This is a genomic window from Streptomyces sp. C10-9-1 (genome assembly GCF_024497955.1).
Taxonomy (GTDB): Bacteria; Actinomycetota; Actinomycetes; order Streptomycetales; family Streptomycetaceae; genus Streptomyces; species Streptomyces sanyensis.
The window spans coordinates 79441-98164 of sequence record NZ_JANHKP010000004.1; the positions used below are offsets into that span (position 1 = coordinate 79441).

Genomic DNA, 18724 nt, shown 5'->3' on the forward strand with positions numbered 1-18724 from the left:
GGAAGGCCACGGGGGAGCGTGCGACGGGTATGTAGGAAGTCCATAACGCGCCCTGGCGACGCCGGAGAACGCGCCGAGGGTCGCGACGCGGTCGGGGGCACCGCGGACCACGCGGACCCGTGTCGACGTGGTGGCTTTGTGTGAACATGGTGACCGCATAGCGGACACTCGTTCCTTCCGGGCGGTGCTCCACTCACACTGTCGGCTGCTCTCCGCCCATTCAAGGAACAGGGCCCACATGTCCCGGACCACCGCGCCCCCCTCCACCGAGCAGCCGGCCGACACCCGGCTCGCGCACGGCCTCAAGCAACGCCATCTCTCGATGATCGCCCTCGGCGGCGTCATCGGCGCCGGGCTCTTCGTCGGCTCGGGTGCCGGCATCGCCGCCGCCGGTCCGTCGATCGTGGTGGCCTATGCGCTCTCCGGACTGCTCGTCATGCTGGTGATGCGCATGCTGGGCGAGATGTCGGCCGCCCATCCCGCCTCCGGCTCGTTCTCCGTGCACGCCGAGCGGGCCATCGGCCCGTGGGCCGGCTTCACCGCGGGGTGGGCCTTCTGGTTCCTGCTGTGCGTGGCCGTGGGCCTGGAGGCCATCGGCGCCGCCTCGATCATGACGGGCTGGCTGCCGGGGACGCCGGAGTGGGCCTGGGTGGCCCTGTTCATGCTGGTCTTCTGCGGCACCAACCTCGCCGCGGTGAAGAACTTCGGCGAGTTCGAATTCTGGTTCGCCGCGCTCAAGGTCGGCGCCATCGTGCTCTTCCTCGGCATCGGCGTGCTGGCGATCACCGGACTGCTCCCCGGCGCCGAGGCCCCCGGCACCTCCAACCTCACCGGCGACGGCGGCTTCCTGCCGAACGGCAGCGAGGGCCTGATCGTGGGCCTGCTCGCCTCCGTGTTCGCCTACGGCGGCCTGGAGACGGTCACCATCGCGGCGGCCGAGTCGGAGCACCCCGTGCAGGGCGTGGCGAAGGCGGTGCGCACGGCGATGTGGCGGATCGCGATCTTCTACATCGGCTCCATGGCCGTCATCGTCACCCTGGTGCCGTGGAACGACCCGGCCGTGGCGGAGAAGGGCCCCTACGTCGCGACCCTGGACCACCTGGGCATCCCCGCCGCCGGGGAGATCATGAACGTGGTCGTGCTGATCGCGCTCCTGTCGGCGATGAACGCGAACATCTACGGCGCCTCCCGGATGGCCTGCTCGCTGGTGGCCCGCGGACAGGGCCCCGCCGCGCTGGGCCGGGTGACCGGCGGTGTGCCGCGCACCGCGGTGCTGGTCTCCTCCGTCTTCGGCTTCCTGTGCGTACTGCTCAGCTACTGGCGCCCGGACGACGTGTTCATGTGGCTGCTCAACACCATCGGCGCGATCATCCTGGTCGTCTGGTACTTCATCGGCGTCTCGCAGCTGATACTGCGGCGGCGCACCGAGCGCGAGGCGCCGGAGCGCCTGGTGGTCCGGATGTGGCTGTACCCCGGCCTGACGCTGCTGGCCCTGGCCGGGATGACGGCCGTCTTCTGGATGATGGTGCGGCAGCCGGAGACGCGGCTCCAGCTGCTCGGCACCGGGGTCCTGACCCTGGCCCTGGCCGCCGGGGGCTACGCCCTCCAGCGCCGCCGGGGCACCGTCCGCCCGGCGGACTGACCCCCGACGCCCCTCCCCCGGTCCCCGCGACCGACCCGGACCCCCGCGCCGACCCGGCGCGGGGGTCCGCGCATGTCCGGCGGGGGCGGCGGGACGGCACGCCGGCCCCAGGACCCCCGGGCCTGATCACCGTGTCACCCTGCTGCTGCTAGCGTGCAGTTGCATAAGATGTGCAATAGGCAGTTGCCAGTCGGAGGGACCACCGAACCATGGCCATCTACACGCTTCCTGAACTCCCGTACGACTACGCGGCGCTCGAACCGGTCATCAACCCGCAGATCATCGAGCTGCACCACGACAAGCACCACGCCGCGTACGTGAAGGGCGCCAACGACACCCTCGAGCAGCTGGAGGAGGCGCGCGACAAGGACGCCTGGGGCTCCGTCAACGGCCTGGAGAAGAACCTGGCGTTCCACCTCTCCGGCCACATCCTGCACAGCATCTACTGGCACAACATGACGGGCCCGAAGGAGGGCGGCGGCGGCGAGCCGCTGGCCGCCGACGGCGTGGGCGAGCTGGCCGACGCCATCGCCGCCTCCTTCGGCACCTTCGCCAAGTTCAAGGCCCAGCTGACCAAGGCGTCGGCCACCACCCAGGGCTCCGGCTGGGGCGTCCTGGCCTACGAGCCGGTGAGCGGCCGCCTGATCGTCGAGCAGGTCTACGACCACCAGGGCAACGTGGGCCAGGGCACCGTGCCGATCCTGGTCTTCGACGCCTGGGAGCACGCCTTCTACCTCCAGTACAAGAACCAGAAGGTGGACTTCATCGAGGCCATGTGGCAGGTCGTGAACTGGCAGGACGTCGCAGCGCGCTACGCGCAGGCCAAGGACCGCACCCCGCTGATCGCCCCCTGACCCGGGGCCCGCGAACGCCCTGCTCGTGATCGTCTTCTCAACTGTCACCGGGCGGGCGGACAAAGGACGGCCCCCACGAGGACGTGACTCGTGGGGGCCGTCGCCTGTCCGGGGACGTACCGCGGCGCGGCCGAGGGCCGCCGCGGGGGCGGCTCAGTCGAAGACCGGGCCGCGGGTACGGGTGCGCTTGATCTCGTAGAAGCCCGGGATGGACGCCACCATCAGGGTGCCGTCCCACAGACGCCCGGCCTCCTCGCCCCTGGGCGCGGGCGTGACGACCGGGCCGAAGAAGGCGATCCGCTCCCCGCCGGGCCCGGGCACCGCCACGACCGGGGTGCCGACGTCCTGGCCGACCAGGTCGATGCCCTCCTTGTGGGAGGCGCGCAGCTCGGCGTCGTAGGCGTCCTTCTCCGCGTAGGCGGCGAGCGAGGCGGGCAGGCCCACCTCGGCGAGCGCCTCGGCGACCGCCTCGGGGACGGGGCCGCGCCCCTCGTTGTGGAAACGGGTGCCGAGCGCGGTGTACAGCGGCCCGACCACCTCCTCGCCGTGCAGGAGCCGGGCGGCGTTCACGACCCGGACCGGCCCCCAGGCGACCGTGTCCATCATCTCCCGGTACTCCTGGGACAGTTCGTCCAGGCGGTCCTCGTTGAGCACCGCGAGGGACATCACGTGCCAGCGGACCTCGACCTCGCGGACCCGCTCGACCTCCAGCATCCAGCGCGAGGTCATCCACGCCCAGGGGCACAGCGGGTCGAACCAGAAGTCGGCGGGCGTCCTGCCCCCGGGGGCCGCCGTGCTCGTCGCCTCGTGGGCCGTGTCCGACATGTCACTCCTCGTGTCCGGAGGGCACCCCGTGTGCCCACGGGCGGGAACACGCGCGGCGGGCAGGGGATTCCCCGTGCCGCCTGCCAGCAGCGCATGGGAGGATCACTGCTGTTCGAACGAGACACGAAGGAGTGCCCGTGCCCGGTGAGAATCTCTCCCGCGACGAGGCCCGCACCCGGGCCGAGCTGCTGACCGTCGAGGCGTACCACGTCGCGCTCGACGTGCGCTCAGCCGTCGGGGACGCCGAGGAGCCCGGGGAGGGGCCCCGTACCTTCCGCTCGGTGACCACGGTCCGCTTCCGGGCCTCGGAGCCGGGTGCCGCCACCTTCGTGGACCTCGTCGCCCCCTCCGTGACCGCGGTCACCCTCAACGGCCGCCCGCTCGATCCCGCGGCCGTCTTCGACGGCACCCGGATCGCGCTGGACGGCGTCGAGGAGGAGAACGTCCTCGTGGTCGACGCGCAGTGCGCCTACAGCCGCACCGGCGAGGGGCTGCACCGCTTCGTCGACCCGGAGGACGGCGAGGTCTACCTGTACACCCAGTACGAGCCGGCGGACGCCCGGCGGGTGTTCGCCAACTTCGAGCAGCCCGACCTCAAGGCCCCCTTCCGCTTCGAGGTGGCCGCGCCGGAGGGCTGGACCGTGTGGTCGGGCGCCGAGGGCGCCCGCGGCGAGGACGGGGTGTGGCGCTTCGCCGAGACCCGCCCGATCTCCACGTACATCACGGCGGTCGTGGCCGGCCCGTACCACTACGAGACCGACGTCTACGAGCGCCGGCTGCCGGACGGCACGGTGCTGCGCATCCCCCTGGGCGCCATGTGCCGCAAGGGGCTCGCCCGGCACTTCGACGCGGACGACATCTTCCTCGTCACCAAGCAGGGCCTGGACTTCTTCCACGAGCACTTCGACTACCCGTACCCCTTCGGCAAGTACGACCAGGCCTTCGTGCCCGAGTACAACATCGGGGCGATGGAGAACCCGGGCTGCGTGACCTTCCGCGAGGAGTTCGTCTTCCGGGGCAAGGTCACCGCGGCCTCCTACGAGCGCCGGGCCAACGTCATCCTCCACGAGATGGCGCACATGTGGTTCGGCGACCTGGTCACCATGGAGTGGTGGGACGACCTGTGGCTGAAGGAGTCCTTCGCGGACTTCATGGGCTCCTTCTCCATGGTGGAGGCCACCCGCTTCACCAACGGGTGGGTGACGTTCGCCAACAACCGCAAGGCCTGGGCCTACCGGGCGGACCAGCTGCCCTCGACCCACCCGGTCACGGCCGACATCCGCGACCTGGAGGCCGCCAAGCTCAACTTCGACGGCATCACCTACGCCAAGGGCGCCTCGGTGCTCAAGCAGCTGGTGGCCTACGCGGGACGGGAGCCGTTCCTGGAGGGGGCCCGCCGCTACTTCAAGCGCCACGCCTTCGGCAACACCACACTGGACGACCTGCTGGCGGTGCTGGAGGAGACCTCCGGGCGCGACATGCGCGAATGGGCCCGGGCCTGGCTGCAGACCTCGGGCGTGAACACGCTGACGCCCGAGGCGCAGTACGGCGGGGACGGGCGCGTGGCGGAGCTGGCCGTCGTCCAGGAGGGCGACACGCTGCGCCCCCACCGGGTCGTGGTCGGCCTCTACCGGGTCGAGGGCGCGAAACTGGTGCGGTACGCCGAGACCGGAGTGGACGTGGTCGGCGCGCGGACCCCGGTGCCTGAGCTGACCGGCGCCGAGCGGCCCGACCTGGTGCTGGTCAACGACGAGGACCTCACCTTCTGCAAGCTGCGCTTCGACGAGCGCTCCCTGGCGACGCTGCGCGAGCACCTCGGCGACATCGAGGACCCGCTCGCGCGGGCGCTGTGCTGGTCCGCCCTGTGGAACCTCACCCGGGACGCGGTCCTGCCGGCCCGGGACTTCGTCGGCCTGGTGCTGCGGTTCGCCGGCCGGGAGACGGACATCGGCGTCCTGCAGATGCTGCACGCGTGGACCCGGACCGCCCTGGTCCACTACGCCGCCCCCGACTGGCGGGAGGAGGGCGGCCGGATCACCGCCGCCGGGGCGCTGGCGGAGCTCCGCCGCGCGGAGCCCGGCAGCCAGCACCAGCTGACCTGGGCCCGGTTCTTCGCCGCGACGGCGTCCGGGGAACAGGACCTGCGCCTGCTGGCGGAGCTGCTGGACGGCACCTCGGCGGTCGAGGGGCTGGAGGTCGACCAGGAGCTGCGGTGGGCCTTCCTCGGACCCCTGGCCGCCCACGGGGCCGCCGACGAGAGCGCGATCGCCGCGGAGCTGGCCCGGGACGACACCGCCTCCGGCAAGCGCCACGAGGTCCGCTGCCTCGCGGCCCGGCCGTCGGCTGCGGTGAAGGACCAGGCGTGGGCGGCCGTGGTCGAGTCGGACCGGCTGTCGAACGCGCTGGTGGAGGCCACCATCGCGGGCTTCGTCCAGCCCTCCCAGCGCGATCTGGTGGCGCCCTACGCCGGGCGGTACTTCGAGGCGATCGAGCGGGTGTGGGCCGAGCGCTCCATCCAGATCGGCATGGACGTGGTCAGCGGCCTCTACCCGGCCCTCCAGGACTCGCCGGAGACGCTCGCCGCCACGGACGCGTGGCTCGCCGCGCACGAGAAGGCGGCGCCCGCACTGCGCCGCCTGGTGCTGGAGGCCCGCGACGACCTGGCGCGCGCCCTGCGGGCGCAGGCCCGCGACGCGCAGGCCCCGGCGGACACCGCCTGACAGGGCACCCCGGCGCGCGGGGCGGGGGCCGCTGTCGGACCCCCGCCCGGCGCGCCGCTCCGGCACGCACTCGGCAGCGCCGGGACCGCCCTTGAGGACGGGCTTGTCCCGAAATGCCGACGGGCCTGTAACAGCGGTTAGCGCCACGGCGCCCCCCGGGCATGCCCACCGCATGGAACAGTGCGACACTCCCCCCTCGCTCTCCCCCCACCCGCCCGGAGGCGAACTCGTCGTCTCGGGTGCCCAGTTGCGGGCCCGCGGGCTGACCTCCGCGCGGGTAGCGCAGCAGTGCCGGGACGGCGGCCCCTGGCAGGTGCTGCTGCCCGGCGTCTACCTGCTGAGGCCCGGTCCGCCCACCGGCCGGGAGCGGCTGCTCGCCGCGCTGCTGTACGCGGGACGGCCGGCGCCCTCGACGGGCCGGTCCGAACACGACGGGCCCTACGGCGAGGCGATGGTCACCGGCCTCGCGGCCCTGGCGCTGCACGGCTTCGCCGCCGCCCCCGCGGTGCGGGCGCTCGACGCCGTCGACGTGCTCGTGGGCCACACCCGCCGGCTCCGGTCCACCGGCTGGGTGCGGCTGGTCCGCGGACCGGCGCCTCCGGCGCCGCAGCAGGTCACCGGGCTGCCGGTCGCACCGGCGGGCCGGGCGGTCGCCGACGCCGTCGCCGGGCAGGACGACCCCGAGGCCGCCCGGCGGCTGCTCACCGAGGCGGTGCGCGAGGGCCACTGCGAACCGGCCGCCCTGGTGCGGGAGCTGGACCGGGCCCGGCTGCTGGGGCGCCCGCACGTGCTCGACGCCGTCGACGCCCTGCTCGCGGAGGGCCGGTCCCTGGCCGAGAGCCGCCTCTACACGCTGGTCGCCGCCCACCGCCTGCCCGAGCCGCTGTGGAACGTGGAACTGCGCCTGCCCGGAGGGCCGCGACTGGGCGGGGTGGACGCCTACTGGCCGGACCAGGCGGTGGCCGTGGAGCTGGACACCCGCGTCCTCGCCCCCGGGGGCGGGGACGGGCCGCCCGGCGCCGCCCGGCGGGAGGCCCTGGAGCGGCTGGGCATCACGGTGGTGCACCTCACCCCGCGCGGTCTGCGCGAGGCACCGGATCGGCAGGCCGTGGTCGTGCGCACCGCGCTGATGGCCTCGGCGGACCGGGAGCCCGCCGCCTACCTGCGCGTGCTGCCCCGCTGAGCGGAGGCGGGCGCGGCGGTCCCGGTCCCGCCGTGCCGGCTCAGCGCCTCCCGCAGAACTCGGCCCGGACCACGGCCGCGGTGTCACCCGCGAAGTCGCCGTTGAGGTTGACCGCCACCGAACGGGTGCCCTCCTCGGTGACGGCGACCTGGGAGAGGGAGCCGTGGATGCCGCCGCCGTGGCCCCAGATCTCCGTGCCGCAGTCGAGCCTGCGCCACATCACGCCCAGTCCGTAGCGGGCCTCGGGCACCTGCGGGCTCACCTCGACGGTGTCCGTCAGCTCAGCCATCTGGGCCTCGGGGAGCAACCGGCCGGAGAACAGAGCGCGGTAGAAACGCTGCAGGTCGCGGGTGTCGGAGATCATCTCCCCGGCGGCATGGGCGATGCTGGGGTTGAGCTCGGTGACGTCGTGGAGGTCCCGGTCGGGCGAGGGCGCGGCGCCGAGCGTGGAGTAGGCGCGGCCGCTCGGACGGGGCATCCCGGACGAGGTGCCGGGGACGGAGGTCGCCCGCAGGTGGAGCGGCCGGAGGATGCGCCGCTCGATCTCCCGCCCGTAGGGCCTTCCGGTGACCTCCTCGATCACCAGGCCCGCCAGGACGTAGTTGGTGTTGGAGTAGCCCCACGCGGTGCCGGGCGGGAAGTCGGGTGCGTGCTTCATGGCCGTCCGCACCAGGCTCCGGGGCGTCCAGGTGTCGTAGCGGTGCTCCGGGAAGCCGGAGCCGAAGACGCGTTCGCCGAAGTCGGGGTCGGCGGTGTAGTCGGCGATACCGCTGGTGTGGTTGAGCAGCTGACGGATCGTCACCTGGGAGCCGTCGTGCCCGTTGCCCTCGACGAGGCCGGGCAGTCGGCTCCCGACGCTCTCGTCCAGGTCGATCCTGCCCTCGGCCTCCAGCTGGAGCAGCACGGTGGCGACGAAGGTCTTGGTGATGGAGCCGACCCGGAAGCGGTCCCGGGGGGTCCTGGGCTTCCCGGTGTCGAGGTCCGCCGCACCGGCGGTGGCGTGCCAGGCCCGGTGTCCGCGGACGGCGCCGGCGACCGCACCCGGGGCGCCGGCCGCGACGGCCGCGTCGAGCGCCTCGCGGGTGGCCCGGTGGGCGCCGAGACCGGTGGCGGGCGGCGCGGCGGCCGTCCCCGCGGGTGCCGGGGCGGGGGCGGCGGCACCCGCGGGTGCCGCCGCGGTGATCAGGGCGGCCACCGCGAGGGCGGCGGCCGCGGCGCGGCGTGCGGTGAGTCGTCGTGCCGTGGTTGCGGTCATCTCTTCCCCAGCTTCTCGGGCTCGCGGACGCTGTCGGCGGTCAGGACCGCACCGCGGCGCCCGGGGTTGAGTGGGGGGAGGAGGGTTGGGCGGCTTTCGGCCGTCTCGGGTCGAGGCCGCGTGGGCGGGGCGGCGCAAGGGTGCGCGCCCGGCGGCCCGTCGGTCCCGGTGCGCCCGGCGGCCCGTCGGTCCCGGTACACCCGGCGACGGGTCAGTCCGCCTCTGGTCCGGGAGGCGCGTCCCGCGGCAGGGCCGGGTTCGCGGGCGAGTAGCGGGGGGCGGTCCACCTCACCGGGGAGGCCGCCTCGGTGTGCACGGTCCGCTCCACGGTGAAGTGCACGGTCCGTGCGCCGCCCGGGGCGTAGGCGGTCCGGGCGGTGCCAGTGAGCTGGAGCGTGGCGCCCGTGCTCCAGTCCAGGGCCAGGATCCCCGCCCCCGGGTTCCGCTCCAGGTTCCCGAGGGTGAGGAACATGGCGTTGCCCGGGTAGTCCGGCCAGCTCAGGCCGGTGGGCGAGGCCACCCGAAGGAAGCCGGGGTTGCCGCCACGATGGCTGACATCCACTCCGTCGGAGGTTCCGGTGGCGATGAAGAAGGTGTCCGCCGCCCGGAGGAACGCGGTCTGGGCCGCGTCGAGTTCCCCGCCCGTCCGGTGGACGGGCACGGCGGGTGCGGCACCCTCGGCTCCCGGCGACGCCGGCAGCGGCAGTCTCTGCTGGATGTACTTGGGGCAGTTGGAGAAGACCCGCTCGGTCTCCAGCAGAAGGCCGCGCGCGGAGGGGCGGACGCTGCCGCCCATCCGCAACCGCCGGCGGGTGCGGGGGTCGAGCGCGAGGACTGCCGCGGGCACCGGGCCCGCGGCGAGGGCATCGGCGAGCGGGTCGCCCGCCGGGGGCCCGCCGCGCACCGAGACGCTGTGCGGGCCGGTGGCCCGGGCGAACCCGGGCCGCCCGGTGAGGAGCGAGGCCCACATGCGCCCCTGCACGTCGGCCGCCGCGAGGACGAGGTGCGGCTGCAACTCCAGGAAGGCCGCGGCCACGGGCCTGATGCCGCCGCCGATGGAGCGGCCGACGCGCGCGGCCTCCCCCTCGACGCCCAGGCGGCGCTGCACGGCGAGGGAGCCGTGGTGGTAGGTGCCGCGCTCGGTGTCCACGGGGTGTCCTCCTTGACGGGGCGGTCGGGCAGGGCGGGTCCGGGGGCGTCGCGCCGGGGCGCCCCCGGCCGACGCGGGGTCAGAGGAAGCCGCGGGCGGGGGCGGAGGGCACGGGGGCCGGTGCCCCTGCGGCGCCGGAGGCTGCGCGGCTCCCCGGACGGGCGCCGCCGGGGTCGCGGACGAGGATGCCGCCGGATGCCGCGCCGTCGGCGGAGGGCGCCCCGTGCTCCCTCGACCGGGCCTCCGCGTCCCGTACCCCCTCCGCGGCCGGGGTCCCGAGTGCGAGGTGGCGCCGTCCGGCGCGGGAGGCGTCGAGCAGGGAGCCGGCCTGCTTCCGGAGGGTGAGGAGGAGGATGCCGCGCTGCCCGGGGAAGGCGTGGTGGCGACTCCTCCTCCGTGCCCTCGCCGAGGACCTCGCAGCCGTGGACACCGGTACGGAAGGCGGGCGACCGGTCGCGGCCGGTCGCGCCGGGCTCCGTGCGGCCGGGGGCGAGGGTGCCGCTGAACGTCATGGGTGACCTCTCTGCCGCGTGCGGCCGTCCTCACCGGCCTAACTGCCCAAACGGACCGTAGTAGTTAGACAACGGGGCGGGCAACCCCCGACGCGCCGCCGCCCGCCGCACGGGGAGCCCTTACCCTGGTCCGGACCGCCCGCCCTCCGGAGCGAAGGAATCCGATTGAGCGCCGCCGACCCGCGCCCCCTCCTCGGTGAACCGATCTCGCTGGACCTGCTCAACACCCGCTGGATACAGGGCGGGGAGCTGCGGGACCTGCTCCGGGACACCGCCGGGCTGGCGGTGTGGCTGCGCACGGTCGGCCTCGACGAGGACTTCCCCGCGGACGAGGTCGCGCTGGAGCACACCAGGGCGGCCCGCGAGGCCCTGGCGGGCCTGGTGGACGGCTCCGGCCCCGGGGCCGCGGCCCGCGTCGACGCGGTGCTCGCGCACGGCCGGGTGCGCCCGACGCTCACCGCCGAAGGACCGGGCGAGGCCGCCGAGTTCGCCGACGCGACCTGGGGGCCGGGCTGGACGGCGGCCCGCGGCCACCTGGAGCTGCTGCGCACCGCTCCCGACCGCATCCGCCGCTGCGCCCACGAGAGCTGCGTGCTGCACTTCCTCGACACCTCCCGCAACGGGACCCGGCGCTGGTGCTCCATGGCGGTCTGCGGAAACCGCGCGAAGGCGTCGCGGCACTACGCCCGCCGCCACGACCACTGACCGGCCCCCGACGGAGCCCCGCCGCGGGTCCCGTGCCGCCACCGCGGATGGGCACCCCCTGCCGCACCCGCACCCGCACCCGCACCCGCGGGAGGCCCTGCGGCACCGCCCCCTGACACCACCACAAACGGAATCACCACATCCGGAGTGAAGGATTTCGGCAGCCCTGCATGGGTTCGCACCCGACCGACCCATTCCGGATCATGGCGGGTTCCCGCCAGGAACGCTTCATGTCCTGGTCAACTCTCCACAAACGCCTGTCTCTTGCGAAAGGCTGAGCGGTCATCCGGCACCGAATTCCGGACCGTCTCATTCACCAACAGGGATGCTGATGACCCCCGAATCCCAGAGCACCACGACAGGGCGCTCCATACCCGGCCGCAGGCGCGCGGCACGCGTCGCGGCCGCGGCCTCGCTCGTCGCCGCACTCGCCGCCGCGGGCATCACCCCGGCGTTCGCCGCGCCCGCCGCCGACCCGGCGGGCGGCGGCGACAAGGCCGCCGTCGCGGAGAAGCTCGGCACCGCGGACGCCGACCGGCTCGCCGCCGCCGAGGCCAGGGGCGAGAAGGACGTGACCGTCATGGTCGCGACCGCCCCGGGCCGCACCGAGCAGGTGGCCGACCAGCTGGAGGCCGTCGAGGGCGCCACCGTCGGCGCGCGCGACGACAAGCTCGGCTACGTCCGGGCGACCCTGCCGACCGGCAAGGCGGACGCCGCGCTGAAGGCCGCCGCCAAGCTCTCCACCGTCCACGGCATCGACCTCAAGCACGAGATCGAGCTGGACGACCCGACGCCGGCCGGGGACCGCCCCGAGGGCCAGGCCGCCCGCAAGGGCAAGAACAAGGGCTACTCGGGCCCCGACGCCGGGACCCCGGCGGAGAACCCGTACAACCCGTCCTTCGAGACCGGCGCCGTCGACTTCGTCAAGAAGAACCCCAAGGCCGACGGCCGCGGGGTGACCATCGGCATCCTCGACTCCGGTGTCGACCTGGGGCACCCGGCGCTCCAGAAGACGACCACCGGCGAGCGCAAGATCGTCGACTGGGTGACCGCGACCGACCCGGTGGCGGACGGCGACGGCACCTGGCTGCGGATGAACAGCACGGTCAGCGGCCCGACCTTCACGGCCGGCTCGCGGACCTACACGGCGCCCGCGGGCTCCTACACCTTCCGCACCTTCGCCGAGGCCACCACCACCGGCGGCGACATGAAGGGCGACCTCAACCGCGACGGTGACACCACCGACGTGTGGGGCGTGCTCTACGACGCCGAGGCCGGAACGGTCCGCGTGGACCTCGACAACAACGCGGACTTCACCGACGACGAGGTGCTCAAGCCGTACAAGGACGGCTTCCAGGTCGCCTACTTCGGCACGGACGACCCGGCGACCGAGGTCGCCGAGCGCATCCCGTTCGTCGTCGAGATCCGCAAGGACGTCGTCTACAACGCGGCCGGGGCCACCTCGGACTACGTGAGCATCGGCGTCATCGAGGGCTCGCACGGCACCCACGTGGCCGGCATCACCGCCGCCAACGGCCTCTTCGGCGGGAAGATGAACGGCGCGGCGCCCGGCGCCAAGCTGGTCTCCTCGCGCGCCTGCACCTGGAGCGGGGGCTGCACCAACGTCGCCCTCACCGAGGGCATGATCGACCTCGTGGTCAACCGCGGCGTGGACATCGTCAACATGTCCATCGGCGGGCTCCCGGCGCTGAACGACGGCAACAACGCGCGCGCCGAGCTCTACACGCGGCTCATCGACACCTACGGCGTGCAGCTCGTCATCTCGGCGGGCAACAGCGGCCCCGGCGCCAACACCATCGGCGACCCCTCCCTCGCCGACAAGGTGATCTCGGTCGGCGCCACGGTCTCCAAGGAGACGTGGGCCGCCAACTACGGCTCCCAGGTGCGCGCCAAGTACGCGATGTTCCCCTTCTCCTCGCGCGGTCCGCGCGAGGACGGCGGGTTCACGCCGACCCTCTCCGCCCCCGGTGCGGCGATCAACACCATCCAGACCTGGTCGGCCGGCCAGCCGGTCGCCGAGGCCGGCTACGACCTGCCCGCCGGCTACGGGATGCTCCAGGGCACCTCGATGGCCTCCCCGCAGGCCACCGGTTCCATGGCGCTGCTGCTCTCGGCCGCGAAGCAGAAGGGCCTCGAGGTCACCCCGGCGCAGCTGCGGACCGCGGTCACCAGCACCGCGGACCACATCCGCGGCACCCAGGCCTACGAGCAGGGCGCGGGTCTGCTGAACGTCCCGGACGCCTGGAAGGCGATCACCAAGGGCGCCACGGCGCACGAGTACACGATCTCCGCGCCGGTGGACACCGCGATCGACCAGTTCCTGAAGACGCCCGGCAAGGGCACCGGCCTGTACGACCGCGAGGGCGGCCTGAAGGTCGGTGAGAAGAAGGTCTACGAGATCACCATCACCCGGACCACCGGTCCGGACCGCCCGGTCCGGCACGAGCTGTGGTTCGAGAACAACCACGAGCGGACCTTCCGGGTCGTCGGCGACGACCTGGTGAAGCTGCCGCTGAACGAGCCGGTCACCGTGAAGGTCGCCGCCAAGCCGCGCTCCGCCGGCCTGCACAGCGCGGTCCTGGAGATCAACGACACCGCCACCCGGGGCACCGACAAGCTGATGCTGGCGACCGTGGTCGCCGCCGACGAGCTCGGCCAGGCCCCGTACACCTTCTCGGCCGAGGGCACCGCCCGGCGGAACCTGACCACCTCGTACTTCGTGAACGTCCCGGCGGGCGCGAAGAACCTGGAGATCGCCATCTCCGGCCTGAGGGGCGAGAGCCAGACCCGGTTCATCGCGATCCACCCCTACGGCGTGCCGGTGGACCCGACCTCCACGATCAACTGCTACCCGCACTACAACCCGGAGAACACCTGCCGGCCGGACGTGCGCTCCTACCCGGACCCGCAGCCGGGCGTGTGGGAGATCGAGGTCGAGTCGCGCCGCACCTCGCCCTACCTGTACAACCCGTACGAGCTGGACGTGACCCTGCTCGGTGCCGCCTTCGACCCCGCGGTGAAGGTCATCCCGGAGGCCAGGACCGGCGAGGCCACCCCGGTGGACCTCGGGATCAGGAACGGCTTCGCCTCGATCGAGGGCACCCTGAAGGGTGGGCCGCTCGGCTCGGCCAAGGAGGACCGCCCGACCATCGCCGACGGTGACGTGATCCAGGGCACGGTGGAGGTGCCCGCGGGCGTCTCGCGCCTGGACGTGGCCATCGGCTCGGTCTCCGACGCGGCCGCCGACCTGGACCTGGTCGTGCTGCGCAACGGCGTGGTCGTCGGCCAGTCGGCGGACGGCGACTCCGAGGAGTCGGTGAGCCTGGTGAACCCCGCCGCGGGCACGTACACGGTCGTCGTCGACGCCTACGCGGTCCCGTCCGGGTCCACCGCCTACGACTACCGCGACGTGTACTACTCCGCCTCGCTCGGCGAGGTGAAGGTGGACAGCTCGGGCACGGTCGAGCTGCCGACCGGCGGCACCGCCGCGGTCTCCGCCGAGGTGCTGGTGAACAGCGCGGCCCCGGCGGGCCGGCAGTTCTTCGGCGAGGTGCAGCTGGTCAACGGCCGCGGCACCGCCGCGGGCGTGGGCAGCATCCGGATCGACAAGGTCCTTCCGTAACCCTCCGCAGGAGGGCGTGACGGTCCGTGCGGTTCGCCGCACGTCAGGCGGGGCGGGTGCCGTGGGCACCCGCCCCGCGGGCGTTGCCGGGGCCGTCCCCCGGGGGACATGTCGCGTGTCACACGTCCCGCCCATCGGACAACCGATTGGACAAGGCGGACCTGGACATACGCATCATGGAGCGGCGCAAGTGCCGCATCAGGTGCACACACGTACGGAGGAGTCCCCGTGAAGGTCGGAATCGTCGGAGCCACCGGGCAGGTCGGCACGGTCATGCGCAAGATCCTTGCCGAGCGGAAGTTCCCGGTCGACGAGCTGCGGCTCTTCGCCTCCGCGCGGTCGGCGGGCTCCACCCTCCCGTGGGACGGCCGCGAGGTCACCGTGGAGGACGCCGCCACGGCGGACTACACGGGGCTGGACATCGTGCTGTTCTCCGCCGGCGGGGCGACCTCCAGGGCCCTCGCCGAGAAGGTGGCCGGGCAGGGCGCCGTCGTGATCGACAACTCCTCCGCGTGGCGCCGCCACCCCGAGGTGCCGCTGGTGGTGTCCGAGGTGAACCCGCACGCGGTGCGCAACCGGCCCAAGGGCATCATCGCCAACCCGAACTGCACCACCATGGCCGCCATGCCGGTGCTGAAGCCGCTGCACGCCGAGGCGGGCCTGACGGCGCTGGTGGCCACGACCTACCAGGCCGTCTCCGGGTCGGGTCTCGCGGGCGTGGCCGAGCTGGACGCGCAGGTCAAGGAGGTCGCCGGCCGCGCGACGGAGCTGACCCACGACGGCGAGGCCGTCGAGTTCCCCGAGCCGGGCGTCTACAAGCGTCCGATCGCCTTCAACGTGCTGCCGCTGGCGGGCTCGATCGTCGACGACGGCTCCTTCGAGACCGACGAGGAGCAGAAGCTCCGCCACGAGTCCCGCAAGATCCTGGAGATCCCCGAGCTGAAGGTGTCGGGCACCTGTGTGCGCGTCCCGGTGTTCTCCGGGCACTCGCTCCAGGTGAACGCCCGCTTCGCGCGTCCGATCGGCGTGGAGCGCGCCCGGGAGCTGCTCGGGGCAGCCGCGGGCGTCGAGCTGTCCGAGATCCCGACCCCGCTCCAGGCGGCGGGCCGGGACGCCTCCTACGTGGGCCGCATCCGCGTGGACGAGACGGTGGACAACGGGCTGGCCCTGTTCCTGTCGAACGACAACCTCCGCAAGGGCGCCGCGCTGAACGCCGTCCAGATCGCGGAGCTGGTCGCCGACGAGCTGCGCGGCTGAGCCCGCGCATCCGCGCTCCGAGGGGGCGGGCACCGCTGCGTCGCGGTGCCCGCCCCCTCGCGTTCCCCGCTCCGGGCCCCTCCCGGCCCGGCGGCGGGGCGACGGCGCCGGGACCCGATGACCGCGGGCGTGCCCGGTGGGCCGCGTGGAAGGATGACCGCAAACAACGCAGACCGAGGAGATGACCGGGTGCCTGGCACAAACCTGACCCGTGACGAGGCGCAGCAGCGCGCGCGCCTGCTCACCGTTGACTCGTACGAGATCGACCTCGATCTCTCGGGGGCGCAGGAAGGCGGGATCTACCGGTCCCGGACCACCGTGCGCTTCGCCTCGGCGGAAGAGGGCGCCGAGACCTTCATCGACCTCGTGGCCCCCTCGGTGCACGAGGCCGTGCTCAACGGCAAGGCCCTGGACGTCGCGGCCGTCTTCCGGGACTCCCGGATCGCGCTGAAGCACCTGCAGCGGGGCGACAACGAGCTCGTCGTCGTGGCGGACTGCGCGTACACCAACACGGGCGAGGGCCTCCACCGCTTCGTGGACCCGGTGGACCAGCAGGCCTACCTCTACACCCAGTTCGAGGTGCCGGACGCCCGCCGGGTCTTCGCCTGCTTCGAGCAGCCGGACCTGAAGGCGGCGTTCGCCTTCACCGTGAAGGCGCCCGAGGGGTGGACGGTGATCTCCAACTCGCCGGCCGCCTCCTCCGGGGACGGGGTCTGGCGCTTCGAGCCCACGCCGCGGATCTCCACGTACATCACGGCGCTGATCGCGGGCCCGTACCACAGCGTGCACGGCTCCTGGGAGAAGGACGGGCGCACGGTCCCGCTGGGGATCTACTGCCGCCCGTCGCTGGCCGAGTACCTGGACGCGGAGGCGATCTTCGACGTCACCCGGCAGGGCTTCGACTGGTTCGAGGAGAAGTTCGACTACGCCTACCCCTTCGCCAAGTACGACCAGCTGTTCGTGCCGGAGTTCAACGCCGGGGCGATGGAGAACGCGGGCGCGGTGACCATCCGCGACCAGTACGTCTTCCGTTCCAAGGTGACGGACGCGGCCTACGAGGTGCGGGCGGAGACGATCCTGCACGAGCTGGCCCACATGTGGTTCGGCGACCTGGTCACCATGGAGTGGTGGAACGACCTGTGGCTGAACGAGTCGTTCGCCACCTACACCTCCATCGCCTGCCAGGCGTACGCGCCGGGGTCCCGCTGGCCGCACTCGTGGACCACGTTCGCCAACTCCATGAAGACCTGGGCCTACCGGCAGGACCAGCTGCCCTCGACCCACCCGATCATGGCCGAAATCCGCGACCTCGATGACGTTCTCGTGAACTTCGACGGCATCACCTACGCCAAGGGCGCGTCTGTCCTGAAGCAGCTGGTCGCCTATGTCGGCATGGACGCGTTCTTCCGGGGCGTGCAGGCGTACTTCAAGGCGCACGCCTTCGGCAACACCCGGCTCTCGGACCTGCTGGGCGCCCTGGAGGAGACGAGCGGCCGCGACCTGAAGGCCTGGTCGAGGGCGTGGCTGGAGACGGCGGGGATCAACGTCCTGCGCCCCGAGGTCACCGTGGACGACTCGGGCACCGTCACCGCCTTCGCGGTGCGGCAGGAGGCCCCCGCACTCCCCGAGGGCGCCCAGGGCGAGCCGGTGCTCCGCCCGCACCGCATCGCGATCGGCCTCTACGACCTGGACGGCTCCGGTGCGCTGGTGCGCACCGAGCGGGTCGAGCTGGACGTGGAGGGCCCGCTCACCGAGGTGCCCGCCCTGGTGGGCACCCGCCGCCCGGCCGTGGTGCTGCTGAACGACGACGACCTCTCCTACGCGAAGGTCCGCCTCGACGAGGAGTCGCTGCGCAACGTCACCGAGCACCTCGGCGACTTCGCCGAGTCGCTGCCGCGCGCCCTGTGCTGGGCCTCGGCCTGGGACATGACGCGCGACGGGGAGCTCGCCACCCGGGACTACCTGGAGCTGGTGCTCTCCGGCATCGGCAAGGAGTCCGACATCGGCGTGGTGCAGTCGCTGCACCGCCAGGTGAAGCTCGCCCTGGACCTCTACGCGGACCCGGCGTGGCGGGAGGCGGGGCTGACCCGCTGGACGGACGCGACACTGGCCCATCTGCGGGCGGCGGAGCCGGGCAGCGACCACCAGCTCGCCTGGGCGCGGGCGTTCGCCGCCACCGCGCGCACGCCGCAGCAGCTCGACCTGCTCCAGGCCCTGCTCGACGGCACCGAGTCCGTCGAGGGCCTGGTCGTGGACACGGAGCTGCGCTGGGCGTTCGTGGAGCGCCTCGCCGCCACCGGCGTCTTCGACGAGGAGGAGATCGCGGGCGAGTACGAGCGGGACCGGACCGCCGCGGGCGAGCGCCACGCGGCGACCGCCCGGGCGGCCCGTCCGACGGCGGAGGCGAAGGAGGCCGCCTGGGCCGACGTGGTGGAGGGCGACAAGCTGCCCAACGCGGTGCAGGAGGCGGTCATCGCGGGCTTCGTCCAGACCGACCAGCGCGAGCTGCTCGCGCCCTACGCGCAGCGGTACTTCGCCGCGGTCAAGGGGGTGTGGGACTCCCGCAGCCACGAGATGGCCCAGCAGGTCGCGGTCGGGCTCTACCCCTCGCTCCTGGTGTCGGCCGAGACGCTGTCCGCGACCGACGCCTGGCTGGCCTCGGCGGAGCCGAACGCGGCGCTGCGCCGGCTGATGTCGGAGTCCCGCGCCGGTGTGGAGCGTGCGCTGAGGGCGCAGGCGGCGGACGCGGCGCGGTAGCGCGCCCGTGCGGGCCGTGCGGGGACTCCCCGCACGGCCCGGGCGGAGGACCGGGTCCCTCCGGAAGTGGAGGCGCGCTGGGGCCGAAAAGGCCCCGGCGCGCCTCCTTGTCTTTTCGGCCGATGACAATCCGCCAGATGCCCGCCCCGGCGTCAACACCCGTTCCCTGAGCGGGATATGCTCCCGCCCGTCGTTTCATATGATCTTTCCGGTCCGATCTG

At 73.3% G+C, this 18724-nt stretch carries 12 protein-coding genes; 8 read left to right on the forward strand and 4 right to left on the reverse strand.

Features of this window, described 5'->3' with window-relative positions; translation table 11 throughout:
• Positions 1–238 precede the first annotated feature (238 nt).
• Together NPS70_RS06855 and NPS70_RS06860 are read left to right on the forward strand one after the other, a co-directional pair.
• On the forward strand, positions 239–1642 hold the full coding sequence (locus NPS70_RS06855; protein WP_256523134.1) for an amino acid permease: 1404 nt from the start codon (positions 239–241) through the stop codon (positions 1640–1642).
• 209 nt (positions 1643–1851) lie between these two features.
• Positions 1852–2496, forward strand: a complete 645-nt coding sequence (locus NPS70_RS06860) for a superoxide dismutase (RefSeq protein WP_256523135.1) — start codon at positions 1852–1854, stop codon at positions 2494–2496.
• A 153-nt stretch (positions 2497–2649) separates the two neighbouring features.
• Here the strand turns inward: NPS70_RS06860 and NPS70_RS06865 are convergent, their stop codons facing one another.
• Positions 2650–3321 (reverse strand): DsbA family protein, encoded by a 672-nt coding sequence (locus NPS70_RS06865; RefSeq protein ID WP_256523136.1) that lies wholly within the window; start codon positions 3319–3321, stop codon positions 2650–2652.
• Positions 3322–3458: 137 nt separating this feature from the next.
• On the opposite strand from NPS70_RS06865, the gene pepN (NPS70_RS06870) reads away from it, so the two are divergent.
• Both pepN (NPS70_RS06870) and NPS70_RS06875 read left to right on the forward strand, forming a co-directional pair.
• Complete coding sequence (gene pepN / locus NPS70_RS06870) at positions 3459–6041, forward strand: aminopeptidase N (protein WP_256523137.1); 2583 nt, start codon at positions 3459–3461, stop codon at positions 6039–6041.
• Between the two features lie 172 nt (positions 6042–6213).
• Positions 6214–7224: a hypothetical protein gene (locus tag NPS70_RS06875; protein ID WP_256523138.1), complete on the forward strand. Its 1011-nt coding sequence runs from the start codon at positions 6214–6216 to the stop codon at positions 7222–7224.
• Between the two features lie 40 nt (positions 7225–7264).
• On the opposite strand, the gene NPS70_RS06880 is transcribed toward NPS70_RS06875, so the two are convergent.
• The 3 genes from NPS70_RS06880 to NPS70_RS06890 form a co-directional block, all read right to left on the reverse strand.
• Positions 7265–8479 carry a serine hydrolase gene (locus NPS70_RS06880; RefSeq protein WP_256523139.1) on the reverse strand — a complete coding sequence of 405 codons (1215 nt, stop codon included), beginning with the start codon at positions 8477–8479 and terminating at the stop codon, positions 7265–7267.
• Between the two features lie 211 nt (positions 8480–8690).
• A complete protein-coding gene (locus tag NPS70_RS06885) occupies positions 8691–9629 on the reverse strand; it encodes a pyridoxamine 5'-phosphate oxidase family protein (RefSeq protein ID WP_256523140.1) in 939 nt (312 codons plus the stop codon).
• A 79-nt stretch (positions 9630–9708) separates the two neighbouring features.
• The gene (locus NPS70_RS06890) at positions 9709–10059 is read right to left on the reverse strand and encodes a VOC family protein (RefSeq protein ID WP_256523142.1); all 351 of its coding nucleotides are present in this window, start codon (positions 10057–10059) and stop codon (positions 9709–9711) included.
• 247 nt (positions 10060–10306) lie between these two features.
• Between NPS70_RS06890 and NPS70_RS06895 the strand changes: the two genes are divergently transcribed.
• From NPS70_RS06895 to pepN (NPS70_RS06910), 4 genes are all read left to right on the forward strand, one after another.
• Positions 10307–10846: a CGNR zinc finger domain-containing protein gene (locus tag NPS70_RS06895; RefSeq protein ID WP_256523143.1), complete on the forward strand. Its 540-nt coding sequence runs from the start codon at positions 10307–10309 to the stop codon at positions 10844–10846.
• 325 nt (positions 10847–11171) lie between these two features.
• Entirely contained in the window at positions 11172–14489 is a 3318-nt protein-coding gene (locus NPS70_RS06900) for a S8 family serine peptidase (protein ID WP_256523145.1), read from the forward strand.
• Positions 14490–14717: 228 nt separating this feature from the next.
• Entirely contained in the window at positions 14718–15746 is a 1029-nt protein-coding gene (locus tag NPS70_RS06905) for an aspartate-semialdehyde dehydrogenase (RefSeq protein ID WP_256523146.1), read from the forward strand.
• Positions 15747–15935: 189 nt separating this feature from the next.
• On the forward strand, positions 15936–18503 hold the full coding sequence (gene pepN / locus NPS70_RS06910; protein ID WP_256523147.1) for an aminopeptidase N: 2568 nt from the start codon (positions 15936–15938) through the stop codon (positions 18501–18503).
• Positions 18504–18724 lie beyond the last annotated feature (221 nt).